Origin of the sequence: Limnospira indica PCC 8005, from assembly GCF_000973065.1 — a bacterium.
GTDB classification, from domain to species: domain Bacteria; phylum Cyanobacteriota; class Cyanobacteriia; order Cyanobacteriales; family Microcoleaceae; genus Limnospira; species Limnospira fusiformis.
The window spans coordinates 4,502,891-4,522,507 of the sequence record NZ_FO818640.1; the positions used below are offsets into that span (position 1 = coordinate 4,502,891).

17 protein-coding genes are annotated in these 19,617 nt (G+C 44.4%); 13 read left to right on the top strand and 4 right to left on the bottom strand.

What is annotated here, in order from left to right; all coding sequences use genetic code 11:
• The first annotated feature begins 14 nt into the window (after nucleotides 1-14).
• On the top strand, nucleotides 15-1,691 hold the full coding sequence (locus XZ46_RS19770) for an ABC1 kinase family protein (protein ID WP_008053046.1): 1,677 nt from the start codon (nucleotides 15-17) through the stop codon (nucleotides 1,689-1,691).
• Nucleotides 1,692-1,795: 104 nt separating this feature from the next.
• Nucleotides 1,796-3,190 (top strand): AAA-like domain-containing protein, encoded by a 1,395-nt coding sequence (locus XZ46_RS19775; RefSeq protein WP_228116378.1) that lies wholly within the window; start codon nucleotides 1,796-1,798, stop codon nucleotides 3,188-3,190.
• Nucleotides 3,191-3,251: 61 nt separating this feature from the next.
• On the opposite strand, the gene XZ46_RS19780 is transcribed toward XZ46_RS19775, so the two are convergent.
• Nucleotides 3,252-4,262: a dihydroorotate dehydrogenase-like protein gene (locus tag XZ46_RS19780; RefSeq protein ID WP_006624090.1), complete on the bottom strand. Its 1,011-nt coding sequence runs from the start codon at nucleotides 4,260-4,262 to the stop codon at nucleotides 3,252-3,254.
• Between the two features lie 141 nt (nucleotides 4,263-4,403).
• Nucleotides 4,404-7,982, bottom strand: a complete 3,579-nt coding sequence (gene nifJ / locus XZ46_RS19785; RefSeq protein ID WP_008053047.1) for a pyruvate:ferredoxin (flavodoxin) oxidoreductase — start codon at nucleotides 7,980-7,982, stop codon at nucleotides 4,404-4,406.
• A gap of 22 nt (nucleotides 7,983-8,004) precedes the next feature.
• Between nifJ and XZ46_RS34625 the strand changes: the two genes are divergently transcribed.
• The gene (locus XZ46_RS34625) at nucleotides 8,005-8,190 is read left to right on the top strand and encodes a hypothetical protein (RefSeq protein ID WP_157234454.1); all 186 of its coding nucleotides are present in this window, start codon (nucleotides 8,005-8,007) and stop codon (nucleotides 8,188-8,190) included.
• A gap of 183 nt (nucleotides 8,191-8,373) precedes the next feature.
• On the opposite strand, the gene XZ46_RS19790 is transcribed toward XZ46_RS34625, so the two are convergent.
• The gene (locus XZ46_RS19790; RefSeq protein ID WP_006669195.1) at nucleotides 8,374-8,640 is read right to left on the bottom strand and encodes a HypC/HybG/HupF family hydrogenase formation chaperone; all 267 of its coding nucleotides are present in this window, start codon (nucleotides 8,638-8,640) and stop codon (nucleotides 8,374-8,376) included.
• A 358-nt stretch (nucleotides 8,641-8,998) separates the two neighbouring features.
• On the opposite strand from XZ46_RS19790, the gene hoxE reads away from it, so the two are divergent.
• The 10 genes from hoxE (at nucleotide 8,999) to XZ46_RS19840 (ending at nucleotide 18,416) form a co-directional block, all read left to right on the top strand.
• On the top strand, nucleotides 8,999-9,535 hold the full coding sequence (gene hoxE, locus XZ46_RS19795; protein WP_006669194.1) for a bidirectional hydrogenase complex protein HoxE: 537 nt from the start codon (nucleotides 8,999-9,001) through the stop codon (nucleotides 9,533-9,535).
• A 48-nt stretch (nucleotides 9,536-9,583) separates the two neighbouring features.
• Nucleotides 9,584-11,197, top strand: a complete 1,614-nt coding sequence (locus tag XZ46_RS19800; protein WP_006669193.1) for a NuoF family protein — start codon at nucleotides 9,584-9,586, stop codon at nucleotides 11,195-11,197.
• 59 nt (nucleotides 11,198-11,256) lie between these two features.
• Complete coding sequence (gene hcp / locus XZ46_RS19805) at nucleotides 11,257-12,906, top strand: hydroxylamine reductase (protein ID WP_048895447.1); 1,650 nt, start codon at nucleotides 11,257-11,259, stop codon at nucleotides 12,904-12,906.
• Nucleotides 12,907-12,981: 75 nt separating this feature from the next.
• Nucleotides 12,982-13,698 (top strand): bidirectional hydrogenase complex protein HoxU, encoded by a 717-nt coding sequence (gene hoxU, locus XZ46_RS19810; protein ID WP_174447165.1) that lies wholly within the window; start codon nucleotides 12,982-12,984, stop codon nucleotides 13,696-13,698.
• Nucleotides 13,686-14,234 (top strand): NADH-quinone oxidoreductase subunit B family protein, encoded by a 549-nt coding sequence (locus XZ46_RS19815; RefSeq protein WP_008053055.1) that lies wholly within the window; start codon nucleotides 13,686-13,688, stop codon nucleotides 14,232-14,234. The genes hoxU and XZ46_RS19815 overlap by 13 nt, the downstream gene beginning before the upstream one ends.
• Before the next feature lie 98 nt (nucleotides 14,235-14,332).
• On the top strand, nucleotides 14,333-15,763 hold the full coding sequence (locus XZ46_RS19820) for a Ni/Fe hydrogenase subunit alpha (RefSeq protein WP_008053057.1): 1,431 nt from the start codon (nucleotides 14,333-14,335) through the stop codon (nucleotides 15,761-15,763).
• Between the two features lie 111 nt (nucleotides 15,764-15,874).
• A complete protein-coding gene (locus tag XZ46_RS19825; protein WP_048895188.1) occupies nucleotides 15,875-16,153 on the top strand; it encodes a (2Fe-2S) ferredoxin domain-containing protein in 279 nt (92 codons plus the stop codon).
• Entirely contained in the window at nucleotides 16,153-16,656 is a 504-nt protein-coding gene (locus XZ46_RS19830; RefSeq protein ID WP_008053061.1) for a PAS domain S-box protein, read from the top strand. Before XZ46_RS19825 ends, XZ46_RS19830 begins: the two co-directional genes overlap by 1 nt.
• 39 nt (nucleotides 16,657-16,695) lie before the next feature.
• A complete protein-coding gene (locus tag XZ46_RS19835) occupies nucleotides 16,696-17,862 on the top strand; it encodes a SpoIIE family protein phosphatase (protein ID WP_008053062.1) in 1,167 nt (388 codons plus the stop codon).
• 74 nt (nucleotides 17,863-17,936) lie between these two features.
• Nucleotides 17,937-18,416, top strand: a complete 480-nt coding sequence (locus XZ46_RS19840) for a hydrogenase maturation protease (RefSeq protein WP_008053063.1) — start codon at nucleotides 17,937-17,939, stop codon at nucleotides 18,414-18,416.
• An 86-nt stretch (nucleotides 18,417-18,502) separates the two neighbouring features.
• On the opposite strand, the gene XZ46_RS19845 is transcribed toward XZ46_RS19840, so the two are convergent.
• A complete protein-coding gene (locus XZ46_RS19845; RefSeq protein WP_008053064.1) occupies nucleotides 18,503-19,492 on the bottom strand; it encodes a glycosyltransferase family protein in 990 nt (329 codons plus the stop codon).
• Nucleotides 19,493-19,617 lie beyond the last annotated feature (125 nt).

Here is a 19,617-nt window from a genome sequence, read left to right on the forward strand (position 1 = left end):
AGGAAATAAAAGGAGTGAACCCCTACCAAAATAGCGATCGCCGAGTTTACGATCCTCAAGCCATTGCTCAATATTATCGCCGTCGGCTTTGGAAGGCCATCTGGCGCGTGATCACGGTTGTATGGTTTTTTTCAGGGTTCATTATTGGTCTACTTTGGGATCAATGGCGACATCGAAATGTTACGGAAACCCCGAAACGAGCCGCCCAGCTGCGTAATATTCTCACCCGCCTCGGTCCCACCTATATTAAAGTAGGTCAAGCATTATCAACCCGTCCTGACCTCATTCGCAAGGACTTTTTAGAAGAATTAACCAAACTCCAAGATCAGCTAACCCCTTTTGATACTAAGATCGCTATGGCGATCATCGAGAGAGAACTCGATCGCGATTTAGATACTGTTTTCCGACAAATTTCCCCTGAACCCGTAGCCGCAGCCAGTTTGGGTCAGGTCTATAAAGCACAACTGCTGACAGGGGAAGAGGTCGCCGTTAAAGTCCAAAGACCATTTCTCTTACCAACTCTGACCCTGGATCTGTATTTAATGCGTTGGGCTGCGGGTTGGTTGTCTCCCATTTTACCCCTGAATTTGGGTCATGATTTAACCCTAATTGTCGATGAATTTGGGTTCAAATTATTTGAGGAAATCGACTATATTAATGAGGGTCGAAATGCCGAAAGGTTTGCCACATATTTTGATGATGATCCGACCGTAAAAGTGCCATCAATTTACTGGAAATATACCAGCCATCAGGTGTTAGTCTTAGAGTGGATTAACGGCTTGAAGTTGACCGATATTGAAAGTGTTCAAGCGGCGGGTTTGGATATGAGTAAAATGATTTTTGTCGGTGTGACAAGTGGCTTGCGACAACTGCTAGAGTTCGGTTTTTTCCATGCTGACCCCCACCCCGGAAATCTGTTTGCTATGCCTGATGGTCGCATGGCATTTATTGATTTTGGCATGATGGATCAGTTAAGCCAGCAAACTAAGGAAACTCTGGTTGATTCCGTAGTTCATTTAATTAATAAAGACTATAAGGAGTTGGCGGAAGATTTTGTCAGGTTGGGATTTTTAGCACCTAATACTAATATGGCTCCCATTATTCCGGCTTTAGAGGCGGTTATGGGGGATATTATTGGGGAGAGTGTTAAGGATTTTAACTTTAAAACTATTACCGATAGTTTCTCGGAATTGATGTATGATTACCCCTTCCGGGTTCCGGCAAAATTTGCCCTGATTATTCGGTCTCTAGTAACTCAGGAAGGAATTGCCCTCAGTCTCGACCCGGATTTTAAAATCGTTGAGGTGGCTTATCCCTATGTGGCGCGTCGCCTGTTGAAGGGAGAAACTCCGGCTTTGCGACGACGGTTGATTGAGGTGTTATTTAAAGATGGTCGCTTCCAGTGGCATCGTCTGGAAAATATGATTACGATCGCTCAAACTGATGGCAATTTTGATATTCTCCCCACTGCACAGCTAGGTTTACAATATCTGTTTTCCGAAGAGGGTAGTTTCCTTCGTCGTCAAATTGTCATGGCGTTGACCGAAGACGATCGCCTACATACCGCTGAAGTCCAACGACTCTGGGGTTTAATTCAGGATGACCTCAAACCGAGTCGCTTATTTGATGTAGCATTGGGGGCAATAACTGAGTTTTCGACCTCCCAAGTGGCTGCTATGAGAATTCAATAAATATCGCTATTCATCAGATCATCACAATTCCCTTGTTAGGGATGCTTGAAAAAAAGGCCCAAGTCTAAGTATTTGGGTCTTTTATTGGTTATGATCTGTACAGTGTGATTATATATCAAATTGCCCTTGCTCAATTATTATGCCTTGGCATGAATGTCCCTGAAGCCTTAAAACTGATAGAAGAAAAATTCCTGCGGCGATCGCTTTCCCCTATTGAGCGTTTAATTTTATCTGAATCATGGATGGGTAAGACCTACAGTGAAATTTCCCAGAAATCTGCATACGCTAATGATTATGTTAAAGAAGTGGGTGGACGATTATGGCAGGAACTCTCCGAGGCTCTGGGGACCAAAGTTAGCAAAAAAAATATAAAACTTGTCCTCAAATCTCGGCACCAGATCCCATTAACTTCCCCCCCTGTTCAGAAATCAGGAACTTTGGCAGGTAATTCATTGAATCCTAATGATGGCAATAATATAGAAATACCTGGGAGTCCAATTTCCATAAACTCTCCCTTTTATATAGAACGTCCACCCATTGAAGAAATGGGCTATAATGAACTGCAACAACCGGGGTGTGTCGTGAGGATTAAAGCACCTCGGAAGATGGGTAAAAGTTCCCTACTTAATAGGATGTTAACCCAAGCAGTTTCTTGGGGATATGGAACTGTTTATCTGAATTTTCTGGAAGTAGACGCTGAGACTTTTAATTCCCTAGAACAATTGGTCAGATGGTTTTGTGCTAATGCGACTAAGCAGTTAAAGCTACCAGCGAAACTCGATGAATATTGGGATATAGATTTAGGGACTAAAGTTTCCTGTCGGCTGTATTTTGAGGAATATCTATTCATCACTAAAGACACCCCCATTGTGATTGCTATGAATGAGGTTAACCGCCTCTTTGAGTATCCGGTTATTGCTAGTGATTTTTTGCCCATGTTGCGATCGTGGCACGAACTCTCTAAACATAATAAACTCTGGGAAAATTTGCGCTTGATTGTAGTTCACAGCACCGAAGTTTATGTACCTTTACAGTTACATCAATCCCCTTTTAATGTCGGTTTGGTGTTAAAAATACCCCAATTTACACCGGAACAAGTGCAAGATCTGGCTTTGAGATATGAATTAAGTTGGGCGGCGGGAGAGAGTGGACTTAAACGCCTAGAAGGTTTAATCTCAATGGTCGGTGGACATCCTTATCTAGTACAACTGGCTTTTTATACTATTAGTAAATCAGGGATTTCTCTGGAAAATTTAATCAAAAATGCCCGCAAGCCTGATGGAATTTATAGCGCCTATTTGCGGGATTTATTAGTAACAATTCAACAAGATTCCGACCTGCATATTGCTTTAAATAAAGTCCTCAAGTCTGATAATGGTGTGCCTTTGGAGGCGATTACTGCTTATAAATTAGAAAGTCTAGGATTAGTTAACTTTGAGGATAACCTAGCACAAATTGGCTGTGATTTATATCGGCTATATTTTTTGGAACAGTTATAAACCCCCCCCCAGCAAAAACTGAGGGGTGATGATATGGTGAAATTATTATCCTAGAATCAACCTAGAATAAACTATGTTCTGGGACGTAGGAAGTAATCGCTTTCATGTATTGGGCGCGTTCATAGGCTGACTCATCATCACAATGGCGCTGAGACATAGAACCCTGCATCTGTTGAACAGAGTCATACTCGTGTTCTTCCATCCAGTGTTTCATCTCATTTTCCATCACTTGGATGTAACCAATACCATGGCGCAATAAAGCGGAACAAACATGAGTTACCTTAGCCCCCGCCATCAACATTTTAATAGCATCGTGACCGCGCGCGACACCGCTAGTGCAGGCTAAATCGGCATTAATCCGACCATACAAAATAGCAATCCAGCGCATAGGTAGGCGCATATCGTGGGGAGAACTCAAAACGGAACTAACCTCAATTTCTAGTTCTTCTGGGTTAATATCTGGCTGTATGAAGCGGTTAAATAAAGCGAGTCCATCGACTCCAGCTTCATCTAAACGTTTCGCCATATTGGCCATATTACTAAAGAAGGGGCTAAGTTTCATAGCCACAGGAATAGTAACCTCGGCTTTAACTTCCCGGAGAGTAGTGATATAGTTTTCCTCGACCTCAGCCCCACTCATATCAAAATCGGTGGGAACATAATAAATATTCAATTCGATCGCATCTGCACCAGCTTCCTGCATGAGTTTGGAATATTCCACCCAACCACCGGAGGAGAAACCATTTAAACTGGCAATAATGGGAATATCAACCAACTCCTTAGCTTGGCGAATATGCTCAAGATAAAGTTCCGGTCCGACGTGATATTCTTCTGGTTCAGGAAAATAGGTTAAAGCCTCAGCAAAGCTATTGGTTCCATATTCCAAATGGTGATTAAGTTCAAATTTTTCTCGCAGTAACTGTTCTTCAAATAGGGAGTGTAAAACGACTGCTGATGCGCCCGCATCTTCCATACGCCGAATATTATCGACATCTTCCGATAAAGGGGCGGCGGCGGAAGGGACAATAGGAGTCCTCAAATTCAATCCCAAATAGGTCGTACTCAAATCCATAATATAGATTCCTTATGAAAAGTGGAAACGGAAGCAGTGAAAAGTTCTAGGGGTCCGGTTTGTAGGGGCGAAAAATAGGCACGCCCCTATAATTGAGAACCGGACTAGGAGTTTCTGTCTACAATGGGTTTAGGAAGTTCACTATTTGTCACCAGAGGTGTCTGTATTGGGCTGATTGCCTTCTTGATCCAAGGGACGCGCCGCCAGATACTCATACATTTGCCAACGGGTGTCAACGTCTTTCTGTGCTTCTTTCAGCAAGCGTTTAGCATCAACGGGCTTAGTTTTGGTGAGCATTTTAAAGCGGTTTTCGGCATACATGGATTGTTCGATGGATTTTTTAGGCGATCGCGAATCCAAAAGTAGGGGATTTTTGCCTTCAGCTTTGAGGTCAGGATGATAACGATAAAGCAACCAACGACCACTTTCGACAATTGCTTTTTGGTGACTCATAGCCGTAGTCATATTAATACCGTGGGCGATACAGTGACTGTAGGCAATAATCAAGGAAGGGCCGTTATATGCTTCAGCTTCCAGGAAGACTTTAAGGGTGTGTTCATCGCGCGCCCCCATAGCCACAGAAGCGACATAAACGTTACCGTAGGTCATAGCAATTAAACCCAAGTCTTTCTTAGGTGACGGCTTACCACCAGCGGCAAATTTAGCGACCGCACCGCGAGGAGTAGCTTTAGAAGACTGACCACCAGTATTAGAGTAGACCTCAGTATCCATAACCAGGATATTGACGTTGCGACCACTAGCAATGACATGATCTAAACCGCCATAGCCGATATCATAAGCCCAACCATCGCCGCCGAGTATCCAGACAGATTTTTTGACGAGGTAATCAGCCAAACTGAGTAACTGTTTGGCGTTGGTATCATCAGACCCTTGCAATTTTTGCTTAACCTGGGCGACGAGTTCCCGTTGTTCCCAAATATCAGCCTCGGATTTTTGGGGGTTATTGATAATTTTGGCTACCAGTTCATCGCCAACAAGACCGCCTAACTTCTGCAACAATTCACAGGCGAAAGCGGTATGTTTATCAATGGACAGACGGAAGCCTAGACCAAATTCGGCGTTATCTTCAAATAGGCTATTAGACCAACTAGGGCCGCGACCTTCGGCATTTTGCGCCCAGGGTGTGGTGGGTAAGTTACCGCCATAGATAGAAGAACAGCCAGTGGCGTTAGCGACAACCATACGATCGCCAAATAGTTGGGTTGCTAACTTGATATAGGGAGTTTCGCCACAACCCGCACAAGCACCAGAGAACTCAAACAGGGGTTCTTGCCATTGTTGTTGTTTAATCATATCCGATCGCAAATTACGGCGATCGGGGTTAGGCAAGTTGAGGAAAAATTCCCAGTTTTCCCGTTCCGTGGCTCGTATGGGTGGCTGAGACTCCATGTTAATCGCCTTTTTGGAAGGCATGGATTTATTTTTCGCCGGACAGACATCAACACAGACACCGCAACCAGTACAGTCTTCTGGAGATACTTGGATGGTGAATTTTTGCCCTTCAAAGGCTTTATCGCGGACAGCAGTAGTTTTAAAGGTTTCCGGCGCACCATTGAGGGCGCTTTCATCGTAGGCTTTACCACGAATTACCGCATGGGGACAGACCATGATACATTTACCACACTGCACACAGACATCAGCATCCCAAACGGGGATTTCTTGGGCGACGTTGCGTTTCTCCCATTTTGATGTACCTGTGGGATAGGTTCCGTCACAGGGTAGTTGGCTGACGGAGAGTTGGTCGCCTTTACGCGCTAACATCATCCCTTCCACTTCCCGGACAAAATCAGGGGCGTTAGCGGGGACTGGTGGCGCTATGCGTACCTGGCTATTGGCTTCGCCGATATTGACCTCAAAGAGGTTGTCGAGGGTATTGTCTACGGCTTGGAGGTTCATGCGGACAATGGCTGAACCTTTTTTACCGTATGTTTTTTCGATCGCTTTTTTAATTTTGGCGATCGCCTCATCCTTGGGTAGAACTCCCGCCAAAGCGAAGAAACAGACCTGCATCACCGTATTGATACGGCTACCCATTCCACTGTCACGGGCTACTTTATTAGCATCGATGACATATAGTTTGAGGTTTTTGCGGACAATTTGCTCTTGAATTTCAATGGGTAGGTAATTCCATACTTCATCAGGTCCGTAGGGGCTATTCAGCAGGAAGGTCGCCCCATTGGTGGCTGCATCAACTACATTGAGTTTTTCTAGGAAATTCCACTGGTGACAGCCGATAAAGTTGGATTTTTCGATTAAATAGGGGGAGCGGATTAAGTTAGGACCGAAACGCAGGTGAGATACGGTGACAGCGCCGGATTTTTTCGAGTCGTAGACGAAGTAACCCTGGGCGTAGTTATTGGTTTCGTCCCCGATAATTTTAATCGAGTTTTTGTTAGCCCCTACAGTACCATCAGACCCTAGACCATAGAACATGGCGCGGATGACGTTATCCGGTTCGGTGGAAAATTCCGGGTCAAAGGGTAGGGAGGTGTGGCTGAGGTCGTCGTTAATACCGATGGTAAAGTGATTTTTGGGTTTGTCGAGTTGGAGGTTATCAAAAACGGCTTTTACCATAGCCGGGTTAAATTCTTTGGAGGATAACCCATAACGACCACCTACGATTTTGAGGGCGGGTCCTTCCCAGCTTTCGCTAATGGCGGTGACGACATCTAAATATAGGGGTTCGCCACTTGAACCGGGTTCTTTGGTGCGGTCTAAAACTGCGATCGCTTTTGCCGTTTTTGGTACAGCGCCAATAAAGGCGTTAGCATCCCAGGGTCGATACAGACGGACTTTTAGCACTCCGACTTTTTCTCCCTGGGCGGCAAGATAATCTACGGTTTCGTGGGCGGTTTCACAGCCGGAACCCATTAATATAATGATGCGATCGGCATCTGGTGCGCCATGATATTCAAATAGTTTATAGTGCCGTCCCGTCAGTTCCCCGAATTTGTCCATGGCTTTTTGCACAATTTCTGGACAGACGTTATAGAAGGGGTTAACGCTTTCCCGCGCTTGGAAGTAAACATCGGGGTTTTGGGCGGTTCCTCGTAAAGCCGGGCGATCGGGTGTTAGTCCCCGGGCGCGGTGTGCATAAACGTCCTCATCATCTATCATCGCCCGCAGATCACTCTCTTCCAAGAGTTCGATTTTCTGCACTTCGTGGGACGTGCGGAACCCATCAAAAAAGTGGATAAATGGAACCCTTGATTTTAGGGTACTTGCTTGGGCGACTAGGGCTAAATCATGGGCTTCCTGGACTGAGGCTGAACATAATAATCCGCAACCAGTAGCCCGCACTGCCATTACGTCACTGTGATCGCCAAAAATAGACAAGGCTTGGGCGGCGATGGACCTGGCGGCGACATGGAGGACCGCACAGGTTAGTTCCCCGGCGATTTTGTACAGGTTCGGAATCATTAATAATAATCCCTGGGATGCTGTAAATGTCGTGGTTAATGACCCTCCCTGTAGGGAACCATGGACAGCCCCCGCCGCGCCTCCTTCGCTTTGCATTTCTACTACTGCGGGAACCGTTCCCCAAATGTTGGGTTGTCCTTCCGATGTCCAAGCATCCGCCCATTCTCCCATGGGTGATGATGGAGTGATGGGATAAATGGCAATAACTTCATTGAGACGAAAAGCCACGCGGGCTACCGCTTCGTTCCCGTCTAGGGTGGCATACTGTCTGGTATTCATACTTGAAAATCCTCTCATTTACTTGGGATTTAACCCAGGTTCAAAAAACTGCGGAATTAACCGCCTTAATGGCTGTGACCGGACAACCATTGACGAGCTAATTTTAGGCGATCGCACTATTTGCCAAGACCATGTCCTTGACAGTTCTCTTTACCAAGCGATCGCGCTAAATTTTGTCATTCAACAACAAAAAAAATTGGGTCGATAATTTACCTAGATTTTGACAACAATACCTCTGCGCCGGTTGTCTGATTCAAAGGTTCCTTTCCCCTGAGTCAGATCACAATCTTTAAATCTTTGTTAAGGGTTTTTGGGAACTTGACTGCCTCCTACCTTACCCTATTTATTATCTTATAGGAAGCTGGAAATATAAATCAGGTCTTAACAAATTTTAACCTAATTTTACCATCTGTTGTAAATCTGCTAAGGTTTGTAAAGCATCCTCTGGTTCTACCCGACTGAGAGCAAAACCCACATGAACCAAAACATAATCACCCACTTGCGCTTCAGGAACATAAGCCAGACTCACCTCTTTAATGACCCCGCCAAAGCTGACGCGCCCTTTTTTTAGTAAAGGATCATCTCCCGATATACTCACGAGTTTTCCCGGAACTGCTAGACACATATATTTCATCCCTAGAATGACAATAATTCTCATTTAGGTTGACAATAGCAACCTGTAGGCTATCTCTAGGCTCTGTGGTAGTTTGATGACAGGCTAACTAAGTATAACCACTGTTAGCAGACCCACAAGCAGAGGCAGAAATTCTTTTAATTATCTTAATACTTTTTTCCGGGGTTTGCCGTTATACTTAACATTTAGAACAGAATGTTGTAATGTTCAACTAACGAAATATTTGGAGATAAACAACCCTACAGTTGTTTTGGGGATTTGTCCCAAAAATGTCCCCAAAATAGGATGAATTGTCATCAAAATAGAACATCAACCCTGTGGGGATCAACATTGATCATATTTAATAGGGTTGAAACTGTGTAGAAATTACTGTAAAACTACTATGCCATCTCCCACAGAAACCTCCCCCAAATCTGCCAAAAGCAAAGCAGCGTCAAACCATCCCAGTGGCGATAAACGTTTCAAGGTACTGGATATAACCATGAAACGCAGCCAATATAGTCAGGATGCCTTAATCGAAGTGCTGCACAAAGCCCAGGAAGCATTTGGCTACTTAGAAGAAGACGTATTAATATACGTTGCGCGACAACTGAAACTTCCCCTGAGCCAAGTTTACGGAGTCGCCACCTTCTATCATCTATTTTCCCTAAAACCCAGTGGCGCTCATACCTGCGTCGTCTGTTTAGGAACCGCCTGCTATGTTAAAGGCAGTGGAGAAGTCCTAGCAGCCTTAGAAGAGAAAACCGGAATCAAATCCGGGGAAACCACCCCCGACGGCCAGATATCTATTGTCACCGCCCGCTGTATCGGAGCCTGTGGTATTGCTCCGGCCGCAGTCTTTGATGGGAAAGTCGCGGGTCAGCAAACCCCAGAAATGGCCGTAGCACGACTGGAACAGTGGCAGGGTTCAGCCGAGTAAATGCCACTTGTAACCCCAACTCCATTGAGAGAGGAGATCTAAAATATTATGGAATTGACCGAATTAGTCGAACTAGCCGAAAAGGAACGCAACAATCAAAAAAGTATCCGTATCCACTGCTGCACATCTACAGGCTGTCAAGCCTCTGAGTCCCTAGAAGTCAAAAAAGCCATGGAAGATGCCCTGAAGGGGTCAGGACTTGAGGCTGACGTGCAAATAGTCGGTGTGGGGTGTATGGGGTTTTGCGGACGCGGCCCAATGGTGGAAGTCGAACCTAACGGCATTCATTATGAAAAAGTCACCCCCGAAGATGCGCCATCTATTATCGAAGCGCTGCAAGGCGGGGAAGCCAAACCGGTTCAAGGAGATCCTGATCATCCCTTCTTTAGTCGCCAATTAAAAATCGTTCGGGAATTTAGCGGCAAAATTGACCCGGAGAAAATCGGGGAATATATTGCGGTGGGAGGCTACAGAGCCTTACATCATGCAATTTATGACCTGACTCCAGAAGAAGTAGTGACAGAAATTACTAAATCTGGATTACGGGGACGGGGAGGCGCTGGCTATCCCACGGGTCTAAAGTGGGCGACTGTGGCTAAAATGCCCCCAGGACAAAAATATGTGATCTGTAACGCTGACGAGGGCGACCCTGGGGCGTTTATGGATCGTAGTGTTTTAGAAAGTGACCCTCACCGTATCCTAGAAGGAATGGCGATCGCTGGATATGCAGTCGGTGCGACCCAAGGCTATATATACGTTCGCGCGGAATATCCCCTGGCGATCACTAGGCTACAGAAAGCCATTCAACAGGCTAAACGTCAGAGTATGTTAGGTAGCCGCATCTTTGGTTCCTCCATAGACTTCAACATTGATATTCGGGTTGGTGCGGGTGCTTTTGTTTGTGGCGAAGAAACCGCCCTGATAGCTTCTATTGGTGGCGGTCGCGGCAACCCCCGTCCTCGTCCACCCTATCCCGCCGTTTCCGGGTTGTGGGACTGCCCAACCCTGATTAATAACGTGGAAACCCTGGGTAATATAGCCCCCATTATCCGCAACGGGGCGGACTGGTACAATCAAATTGGTACCGAGAAAAGCAAGGGTACTAAAATCTTCTCCCTGACGGGTAAAATCCGCAATAACGGCCTGATTGAAGTGCCGATGGGTATTACCCTACGCGAAATTGTCGAAGAGATGGGCGGCGGTATTCCTGGCGGTCTGCAAGTTAAAGCCGTGCAAACAGGGGGTCCCTCTGGCGGTTGTATCCCGGCTGATTTTCTTGATACCCCGGTAGATTATGAATCTCTCACCAGATTGGGATCTATGATGGGATCTGGGGGCATGGTGGTGATGGATGAAAACACTAGCATGGTGCAGGTGGCTCAATTCTATATGGAATTTTGCCGGGGTGAAACCTGTGGTAAGTGTATCCCCTGCCGTGTGGGTACTGTGCAAATGTACCAGTTGCTTACTAAGTTACTCAATAAACAGGCTACCTCCGCTGATTTGGAAAAACTGAAACAGTTATGCGACATGGTGAAGGCTACCAGTTTATGTGGCTTGGGAATGACAGCCCCTAACCCGGTTACCAGTACCTTGCAGTATTTCGAGAGCGAGTATTTGGAGTTGCTTCAAACTGCTAACGGTAAGGTGGCGGTTCACTAATATTTCACATCGGGAAGCTAAACGGGAAACTAGGAAGCTAAATGTATCAGAAGGGATTTATGTTTTGTGAACAATGTGAACAAACTGCCAGCGGTCAAGGTTGCCACCAGTGGGGCGCTTGTGGTAAAGGACCGGATGTAAATGCGGTTCAAGACCTATTAATGTACTGTCTGCGGGGTATTGCGCCTGTGGCTTTGAAGGCTAAGGAATTGGGCATTGATACCCATGCTGTAGATGTGTTTTCCTGTGAGTCGATGTTCGCCACTATGACGAATGTTAACTTTAACCGTAAACGCTTTTACCATTATATTCGTGAGGCGATCGCTCAACGGGAAAAACTCAAAACCCAAATCCAACAGATTAGCGATCGGCCCATCAGTTGGTCTGTAGCTGCTACCTATCAACCAGACTGGACTGATAGTTTAGTAGCCCAGGGGGAGGAAGTTTCCCGTAACTTTATTGCTGACTCTAGTCAAGACATCGATATCTTCTCCCTCAAACTTACCGTCCTCTACGGTCTGAAGGGCTTGGCTTCCTACAGTTTCCACGCCCAGGAACTTGGTCAGGAAGACGATCGCCTTTATAGTTTCACACACCAAGCCCTCGCCGCCTTGGAAGAACCTAACCTCAGTTTAGAAGATTGGGTTAATCTAGCCATGAAAGTCGGGGAAATGAACCTGTTGGCTATGGAACTTCTCGACGCGGGACACACTAACCATTATGGTCATCCTATCCCCACCGTTGTTCCTCTGAATGCGAAAGCCGGAAAAGCCATTTTGGTATCTGGTCACGACATTAAACAACTCGAAGCCATCCTCCAACAAACAGCCAATACTGGTATTAATGTTTACACCCACGGGGAGTTACTACCCGCCCATGGCTACCCAGTCCTTAAACAAAAATATCCCCACCTCTACGGTCACTATGGCACTGCTTGGCAAAATCAAACCAAGGATTTCGCTAAGTTCCCCGGTGCTATAGTCATCACCACTAACTGTTTGATGCCTCCCCACGAACACTATGAGGATAAATTATTTACCCTCGGTCCGGTGGGATATCCTGACATCAACTATCTCGAAGATAGGGCAAATCTTACCCCAGATTTTAGCGCTGTTATCCACAAAGCCCTCTCTTTACCTGGCTTTGCAGAAGATGAACCACCCCGTCAGGTGAAAACTGGCTTCGCCCGTAATGCGGTATTAAATGTTAGCGACCAGGTGATTGAGGCGGTTAAACAAGGCAAAATTCGCCATTTCTTCCTAGTGGGAGGTTGTGACGGCGCTAAACCCGATCGCAATTATTATACAGAGTTTGTCGATCAGGTTCCGTCCGATTGTGTGGTGTTAACTCTCGCCTGTGGAAAATTCCGCTTTTTTGATAAGGAAATGGGGGAAATTGGTAACATTCCTCGGCTGATGGATGTCGGACAGTGCAATGATGCCTATTCCGCTATTCAAATCGCCCTAGGACTCGCCCAAGCCTTTGATATCGGAGTTAATGAACTCCCCCTATCTATGATTTTGTCTTGGTATGAACAGAAGGCTGTGGCGGTTCTCCTGACACTATTATATTTGGGTATCAAAGATATCCGTTTAGGTCCGACTTTACCAGCTTTCATTTCCCCTAATGTCTTCGCTATCCTCTCGGCTAAATACAACCTACAGGCTATTACCACTCCCGAAGCTGATTTAGCCGCCTGTTTGAATTAGAAATAACTGGGAAAATCGGGAATATACAATATTCCCGACTCCCGGTAAGATGTTCCCTTAATGAAAGGAGAAACTATGTCCGTTGTCACCTTAAAAATTGATGGCATTGATGTGGCGATCGAACAAGGATCGAGCATTTTAGAAGCCGCTAAAGAGGCGGGGGTCAGAATACCAACTCTCTGCCATTTGGATGGTATTTCTGATGTGGGTGCTTGTCGCTTATGTCTGGTGGAAATTGCCGGAATTAATAAACTTTTGCCCTCCTGTGTAACTACCGTTGCGGAAGGGATGGAAGTTTGCACTAATAGCCCCCAGATTAAAGAATATCGCAAAATGGTTGTGGAAATGCTATTTGCGGAAGGCAACCATGTTTGTGCCGTTTGTGTGGCTAATGAAAACTGCGAATTGCAAGATGTCGCCGTTGAAGTAGGTATGGATCATACCCGCTTTACCTACCGTTTCCCACAGCGAGAAGTTGATATCTCTCACCCTCAATTTGGCATTGATCACAACCGCTGTATTCTCTGTACTCGCTGTCAAAGAGTATGTGATGAAATTGAAGGCGCTCATGTTTGGGATGTGGCTTTTCGCGGCCCTGCTGCTAAAATGATTACAGGACTTAATCAACCTTGGGGGGCTGTCGATGCCTGTACTTCCTGCGGTAAGTGTGTTGATGCTTGTCCGACGGGTTCCATTTTCCGTAAAGGTGCGACCGTCGCCGAAATGACTCGCGATCGCGCTAAATTAGAATTCTTAGTTAATGCACGGGAGAAACACGAATGGAAAAGATAAGATTTGCTACGGTTTGGTTAGCAGGATGTTCCGGTTGCCATATGTCTTTTTTAGACCTGGATGAATGGCTGATTGAACTATCGGAAAAAGTGGAAGTGGTTTACTCCCCGGTAGGTTGTGACCTGAAAGAATATCCCGAAAATGTTGATGTTTGTTTGGTCGAGGGTGGTATCGCTAACGAAGATAACCTGGAACTAATTAAAGAAGTGCGATCGCGCACCAAACTCTTGATTTCTTTTGGAGATTGTGCCGTAACTGCTAATGTTCCCGCCATGCGGAATATGTTGGGTAGCACCGATCATGTACTCAAACGCTGCTATTTGGAACTAGGGGATTTTACCCCACAACTTCCCAGAGAACCGGGTATTGTTCCTGAATTGCTTGACCGTGTGACTCCAGTGCATGAAGTCGTCGATGTTGATATTTTTATGCCGGGATGTCCCCCTAGTGCCGATCGCATTAAGGCTACCCTAGCGCCTTTGGTGGAAGGGAAAATGCCGAAAATGGAAGGGCGAGAAATGATTAAGTTTGGCTAAGGTTTCCCTGTTGTTGACTGACTAGAAAATTAATGGTTAGCCCGCAATTATCGGGTTAATTATTAATTGTTGATTCCCTGGAGAGGTGATTTTATACTATGGCTAAGACAGTTGTTATTGATCCAGTGACCCGCATTGAGGGTCATGCGAAAATTTCCATATATTTGGATGATGCGGGAGAGGTGGAAGATGCCCGATTTCATGTGGTAGAATTTCGGGGTTTTGAAAAGTTCTGCGAAGGACGACCCATGTTTGAAATGGCCGGAATTACTGCCCGTATTTGCGGGATTTGTCCGGTAAGTCACCTCTTAGCAGCCGCTAAAACGGGGGATAAAATTCTGGCGGTAAAAGTGCCACCAGCCGGGGAAAAATTGCGGCGGATGATGAATTTAGCCCAGTTAACTCAGTCCCATGCTTTGAGTTTTTTCCACCTCAGTAGCCCCGATTTTCTGTTGGGTTGGGATAGTGACCCCGCCAAAAGAAATGTATTCGGATTAATTGCCGCTGATCCAGATTTGGCTAGGGCGGGTATTCGTCTGCGCCAGTTTGGTCAGACCGTGATTGAACTATTGGGCGCACGGAAAATTCACGCGGCTTGGGCAGTCCCTGGAGGAGTGCGATCGCCTCTTTCCCCAGACGGTTTGGAATGGATAAAAGACCGCCTCCCAGAAGCGCGCCAAACTACCGAATTAGCCTTAAATCTATTAAAGCGTCTCCTCGATAGTGACTTGGCTTCTGAGGTCGATATATTTGGGAAATTCCCCTCTCTATTTATGGGGTTAGTCGCCCCTAATGGTAATTGGGAACACTATGGCGGACATCTGCGCTTTATCGATAGTGACGGTAATATTGTCGCTGATGGTTTGAGTGAGGATAATTACCAAGACTATTTGGGTGAGGCTGTGGAAAATTGGTCTTATCTCAAATTCCCCTATTATAAACCTCTCGGATATCCTGATGGTATTTATCGGGTAGGACCTTTGGCGCGGCTGAATGTCTGTGATCAAATTGGAACTACCGATGCTGATCGGGAATTGCGGGAATTTCGCGATCGCTCTGGTGGTCGGGTTGCTACTTCTTCCTTCTTCTACCATTACGCCCGTCTCGTGGAAATTATGGCTTGTATTGAGGCGATCGAGGCTTTGGTAGAAGACCCTGATATTACCTCCCCCCGCGTTCGCGCTGATGCCGGAATTAACAACTTGGAAGGGGTGGGAGTTAGTGAAGCCCCTCGCGGTACTCTATTTCACCATTATAAAGTCAATGAAAATGGCTTAATTGAAAAGGTGAACTTGATTATTGCCACCGGACAAAATAACTTGGCAATGAATAAAACTGTTACCCAAATTGCCAAGCATTATATCCATGGTAATGAAATCCCAGAAGGCTTGTTAAACCGAGTTGAAGCTGGAATTCGCTGTTTTGACCCTTGTTTAAGTTGTTCAACTCATGCTGTTGGTCAAATGCCACTACATATTGAGTTACTTAAACCTGATGGCACAATTGTTGATGAGGTTTATCGTAATTAACTACGATTAAACACAGAGGCAACCGCCGCAGGTTGCCTCCCCTCCCCCCCCCACCCCAGACTATTTGCTTGCGGACTATCTCTTGTTCACTTCCTTTCCTTACTAATCGATATGGCAAAACAAAACTTATACCTGTGTATGGGGTCTGCTTGTCACCAAATGGGCGTTTATGAAGTGTTACCAAAACTTCAGGAATTAATCGCAGAATATAAACTAGAAAACCGCATTGAACTTAAAGGTTCGTTTTGCTTGGAGACCTGTAGTTCCGGTATTGTCATGAAATACCAAGACCAACACTTTATTAATATCAGCCCTAAAAATATCGAAGAAAAATTTGTCGGTGAAATTTTGCCGATAATTCAAAATAGTAATTTACCATTGAATTCATAATGCTAGAAAATAATGAAAATCCCCATTTATGGCGACTGCTTTGGGAATATGATCCTAACGGTTTAATTGCCGTGGATGTCTCCATGAATATTAAAGTTGTGAATCCGGCATTTTGTAACTTTTTTAAAGTCGAGGCTGCCGAGATTATTGGGACTCCCGCTTTTAATTTGTTGGGGAATGTAGACCGATTTAAAAAAGTTTGGGAAAAAAACCAAATGATGCAGGGGATAGAGGTGGAATATGAAAATCATCATCTGTATTTAAAAGAGGTGATTTTCCCGATTAAAGATGAAAATATCATCGCCTGCATTATGACTGATATTACCTCGGAAATGCAGCGAAAAAAGGAAATCCATGATATCCGGGAACAAACAGTTAAAAAAGTGAACGAAGTGGTTGACAATCAAATGAAGGTTGCCCAAGAAATCGCTGGACTACTCGGAGAAACTACCGCCGAAACTAAGGTTAGTCTTCTCAAAATTATCCAAATGATTAACCAATAGCATATTTTTGTTTACCAAACCAAGTAGTTGAGTCGGCTTATGGGTCAAGATAACTTTTTTGATATTTGCGATCGCAGCCTTAATAAAAAAGGCGAGGAACTCTGTGGAGACCAGGTTAAGTTTACCAAAACTGAAACTAAAAGCACCATCGTCCTCTCTGATGGTTTGGGAAGTGGGGTAAAAGCTAATATCCTAGCTACCCTGACTACAGAAATTTTAATCACTATGTTAAATGCTGATGTTCCCCTAGAGGAAGTCATCAAAACTGTGATTGGAACTCTGCCAATTTGTCAAGTTCGCCAAATTGCATACGCCACATTTACCATTATTCAAATTGACCACCAAACCAATCAGTTTAAGGTGATTAATTTTGATAACCCCCCCGTCTTTTATTTTAACAAAGGACGGGTAATTAAACTAGACACTAAGACTGAAAAAATCCTCGGCAAAAAAATACTTTCCTCGGAAGGACAGCTAGAAAGGGGAGACTTTCTGGGCGCTATTAGTGATGGTGTTCTTTATGCTGGTTTAGGGGATACCATGAATTTTGGTTGGGGGTGGGATAATATCGCTAAATACATGGAAAAAGTGTTTATGACTCAAGCGACTAACTCCCGTAGCATTATTGAACAGGTGATGGCGGAAACGCGATCGCTTTATCGAGATAAAATCGGAGATGATGCTACTTTTGTTGGTATTTATGTCCGCAAACGTAACCCGGTTATGATTTTTACCGGACCTCCTTTAGATATTACCAAGGATGAGTTATATGCTGAACGTTTGTTAAGTTTTAAAGGTCGTAAAGTTATCTGTGGGGGTACTACCGGAAATCTGGTGGCTAATTATATGGGGGAAACTGTCGAAATGGATATTTCCACCATGCGAAAAGATTTACCCCCTATCGGTAAATTAACCGAAATTGATTTGGTCACTGAGGGAATTTTGACTATTTCTAAAGCTACAGCAGTTCTCCGACAGTGTAATTGTGATATCACCCGACTTCCTTCTGACCAAAATGGTGCGGTACTTCTGGCGCGAGAAATTTTAGAGGCTGATTCTATTTTCCTTTTGGTTGGTCAACAGATTAATGAGTTTTACCAAAATCCTCTCCTTCCTAAAAATATCTCGATTCGACGCAGTTTAATTGAAGATTTGGTAAACTTACTCAAACAAAAACAGAAAGAAGTTACCGTAGAATATTGTTAAATTATCTGACTATGGTCTTACCATCAGATACTCTTAACAGATAATTACGACTAACTATACGACTAACATATACCATGGAAAATGTCAAGTATTTCTTAATTATTGGCTATGGTAATCAGTTAAGGGGTGATGATGGCATTGGACAGGAAGTAGCCAGGTTGGTAGAAGAGTGGGAAAAACCTAATGTGCGATCGCGTTCAGTTCACCAATTAACCCCGGAAATAGCCGAAGAATTAACCCATTTTGACTATGCCATTTTCGTCGATGCTAGTATTACTGGGGAAGTCCTGGAAGTTTCACCCCTGACACCTGATGACTCAGAAACAGTGGTTAACTTGGGTCATTCTATCAATCCGCGATCGCTTCTTTCCTTAGCCAAAACTCTCTATGAATACACACCCCAAGCCTGGCTAGTAGCAGTCCCCGGCGATAACTTTGATTTAGGCGATCGTCTTTCTCCCACCGGAGAAGAGGGAGTTAATCATGCTTTAACCCAAATTCAAATGCTAATCGACACTTATAGCAATACCCGACCAAATGAGGACAGTAATTAAACCCTGAATATACAAATTATAAATTTTCTTTAAATCTGGTTAATGAACTGGCAAATACCAAATTTATCATCAGAAAATTGAACCTGTCAGCCTCGATTTTGACCCACAGTTGAGGTGTTAGAAAATAGACTACTGGGGGATTTGACCAAATACCAAAACAGTTTTTTAATAAATTTTCGGGTGGGTCGATATCGCCACAAATCTTCCAGCAGCAAATTAATCTTAACATTGCCATAAATTAGGCATTCAGAGTCTTCATAAAACTTCTGCTGCATAAAATTCATCGGGTCTGAATAAACATCATTAACCAGAAATGGTTTTATCCCAGCCCAATGAATAACACAAGCCTCTTTCTGCCAATCGTGATTCCCAATTTTTCCGTCCTCAATGGGGAAACGTTGACGCATTTCTTCTTGGGAATAGTTCCACATCAAAACCTGAATTAGCGCAGTTTTTACATTAATTTTGCCCTCATCTAATGCCCGAAAAATCATGAAATTTAATAGCCCTTGTTCACCATATTTAAAAACATCAGGGTATCGATTCTTAAACTCCAACATTTCCGCATATTCAGCCAAGCTAAAAATCCCCCTCTTTCCCCAAAATACCCCGGTAACAAAATAGGGTCTATCTTGATAATTAAAATCAGGGAAGTGCTTTTTCATCCCCTCCAAGTCAAAGAATAAACGCGAAATATCTTCAGCCTTCCAATTTTCCAAGTTATGATCAATAATCATGTCATAATGTTCAAGATCCCCAAAATCTAGCACATCCCCCCAGACTATTGTATCCGCATCTAAAAACAGAAAATTCTGCCAAGGACTTTCCCAAAAGGCAATCATTTTAGTCAAGCCCCAACCAAAACTATTTTCCTTGAGAAACGGATGCTTGACCGTCTTTTGATTAATAATCTTAACACCGTAAGTGCTTTCTAAGCTGGTTGTATTAAAATCACCATCAACGATTAAACAGATAGGAACATCCCCCAAAAAGTAGCGAATACTAGCACAACATCCTGCCGCAAAGTGGTAGTCCTTAAAACAACAAGCAATGATAATCCCAAAGTCCTGAATCATGGTTTTAGTTTCCTAGGTTTTAGTTTCTAATGGTATGTTTTCATGACACTATCGAATAATAGGGTCTAGTTACCCCTATCATCAATCAAAATACCTTTTCCACCGATTTACCTAACCAGGACGTG

Excerpts from the sequence above, each read along its gene's own strand:
- XZ46_RS19845 (WP_008053064.1), bottom strand. The coding sequence starts at position 19,492 with ATGATTCAGGACTTTGGGATTATCATTGCTTGTTGTTTTAAGGACTAC.
- XZ46_RS19830 (WP_008053061.1), top strand. The coding sequence starts at position 16,153 with ATGCTAGAAAATAATGAAAATCCCCATTTATGGCGACTGCTTTGGGAA.
- XZ46_RS19800 (WP_006669193.1), top strand. The coding sequence starts at position 9,584 with ATGGAATTGACCGAATTAGTCGAACTAGCCGAAAAGGAACGCAACAAT.
- XZ46_RS19835 (WP_008053062.1), top strand. The coding sequence starts at position 16,696 with ATGGGTCAAGATAACTTTTTTGATATTTGCGATCGCAGCCTTAATAAA.
- XZ46_RS19815 (WP_008053055.1), top strand. The coding sequence starts at position 13,686 with ATGGAAAAGATAAGATTTGCTACGGTTTGGTTAGCAGGATGTTCCGGT.
- hoxE (WP_006669194.1), top strand. The coding sequence starts at position 8,999 with ATGCCATCTCCCACAGAAACCTCCCCCAAATCTGCCAAAAGCAAAGCA.
- XZ46_RS19780 (WP_006624090.1), bottom strand. The coding sequence starts at position 4,262 with ATGGATTTGAGTACGACCTATTTGGGATTGAATTTGAGGACTCCTATT.
- XZ46_RS19820 (WP_008053057.1), top strand. The coding sequence starts at position 14,333 with ATGGCTAAGACAGTTGTTATTGATCCAGTGACCCGCATTGAGGGTCAT.
- XZ46_RS19790 (WP_006669195.1), bottom strand. The coding sequence starts at position 8,640 with ATGAGAATTATTGTCATTCTAGGGATGAAATATATGTGTCTAGCAGTT.
- XZ46_RS19825 (WP_048895188.1), top strand. The coding sequence starts at position 15,875 with ATGGCAAAACAAAACTTATACCTGTGTATGGGGTCTGCTTGTCACCAA.
- nifJ (WP_008053047.1), bottom strand. The coding sequence starts at position 7,982 with ATGAATACCAGACAGTATGCCACCCTAGACGGGAACGAAGCGGTAGCC.
- hoxU (WP_174447165.1), top strand. The coding sequence starts at position 12,982 with ATGTCCGTTGTCACCTTAAAAATTGATGGCATTGATGTGGCGATCGAA.
- XZ46_RS19840 (WP_008053063.1), top strand. The coding sequence starts at position 17,937 with ATGGAAAATGTCAAGTATTTCTTAATTATTGGCTATGGTAATCAGTTA.
- hcp (WP_048895447.1), top strand. The coding sequence starts at position 11,257 with ATGTTTTGTGAACAATGTGAACAAACTGCCAGCGGTCAAGGTTGCCAC.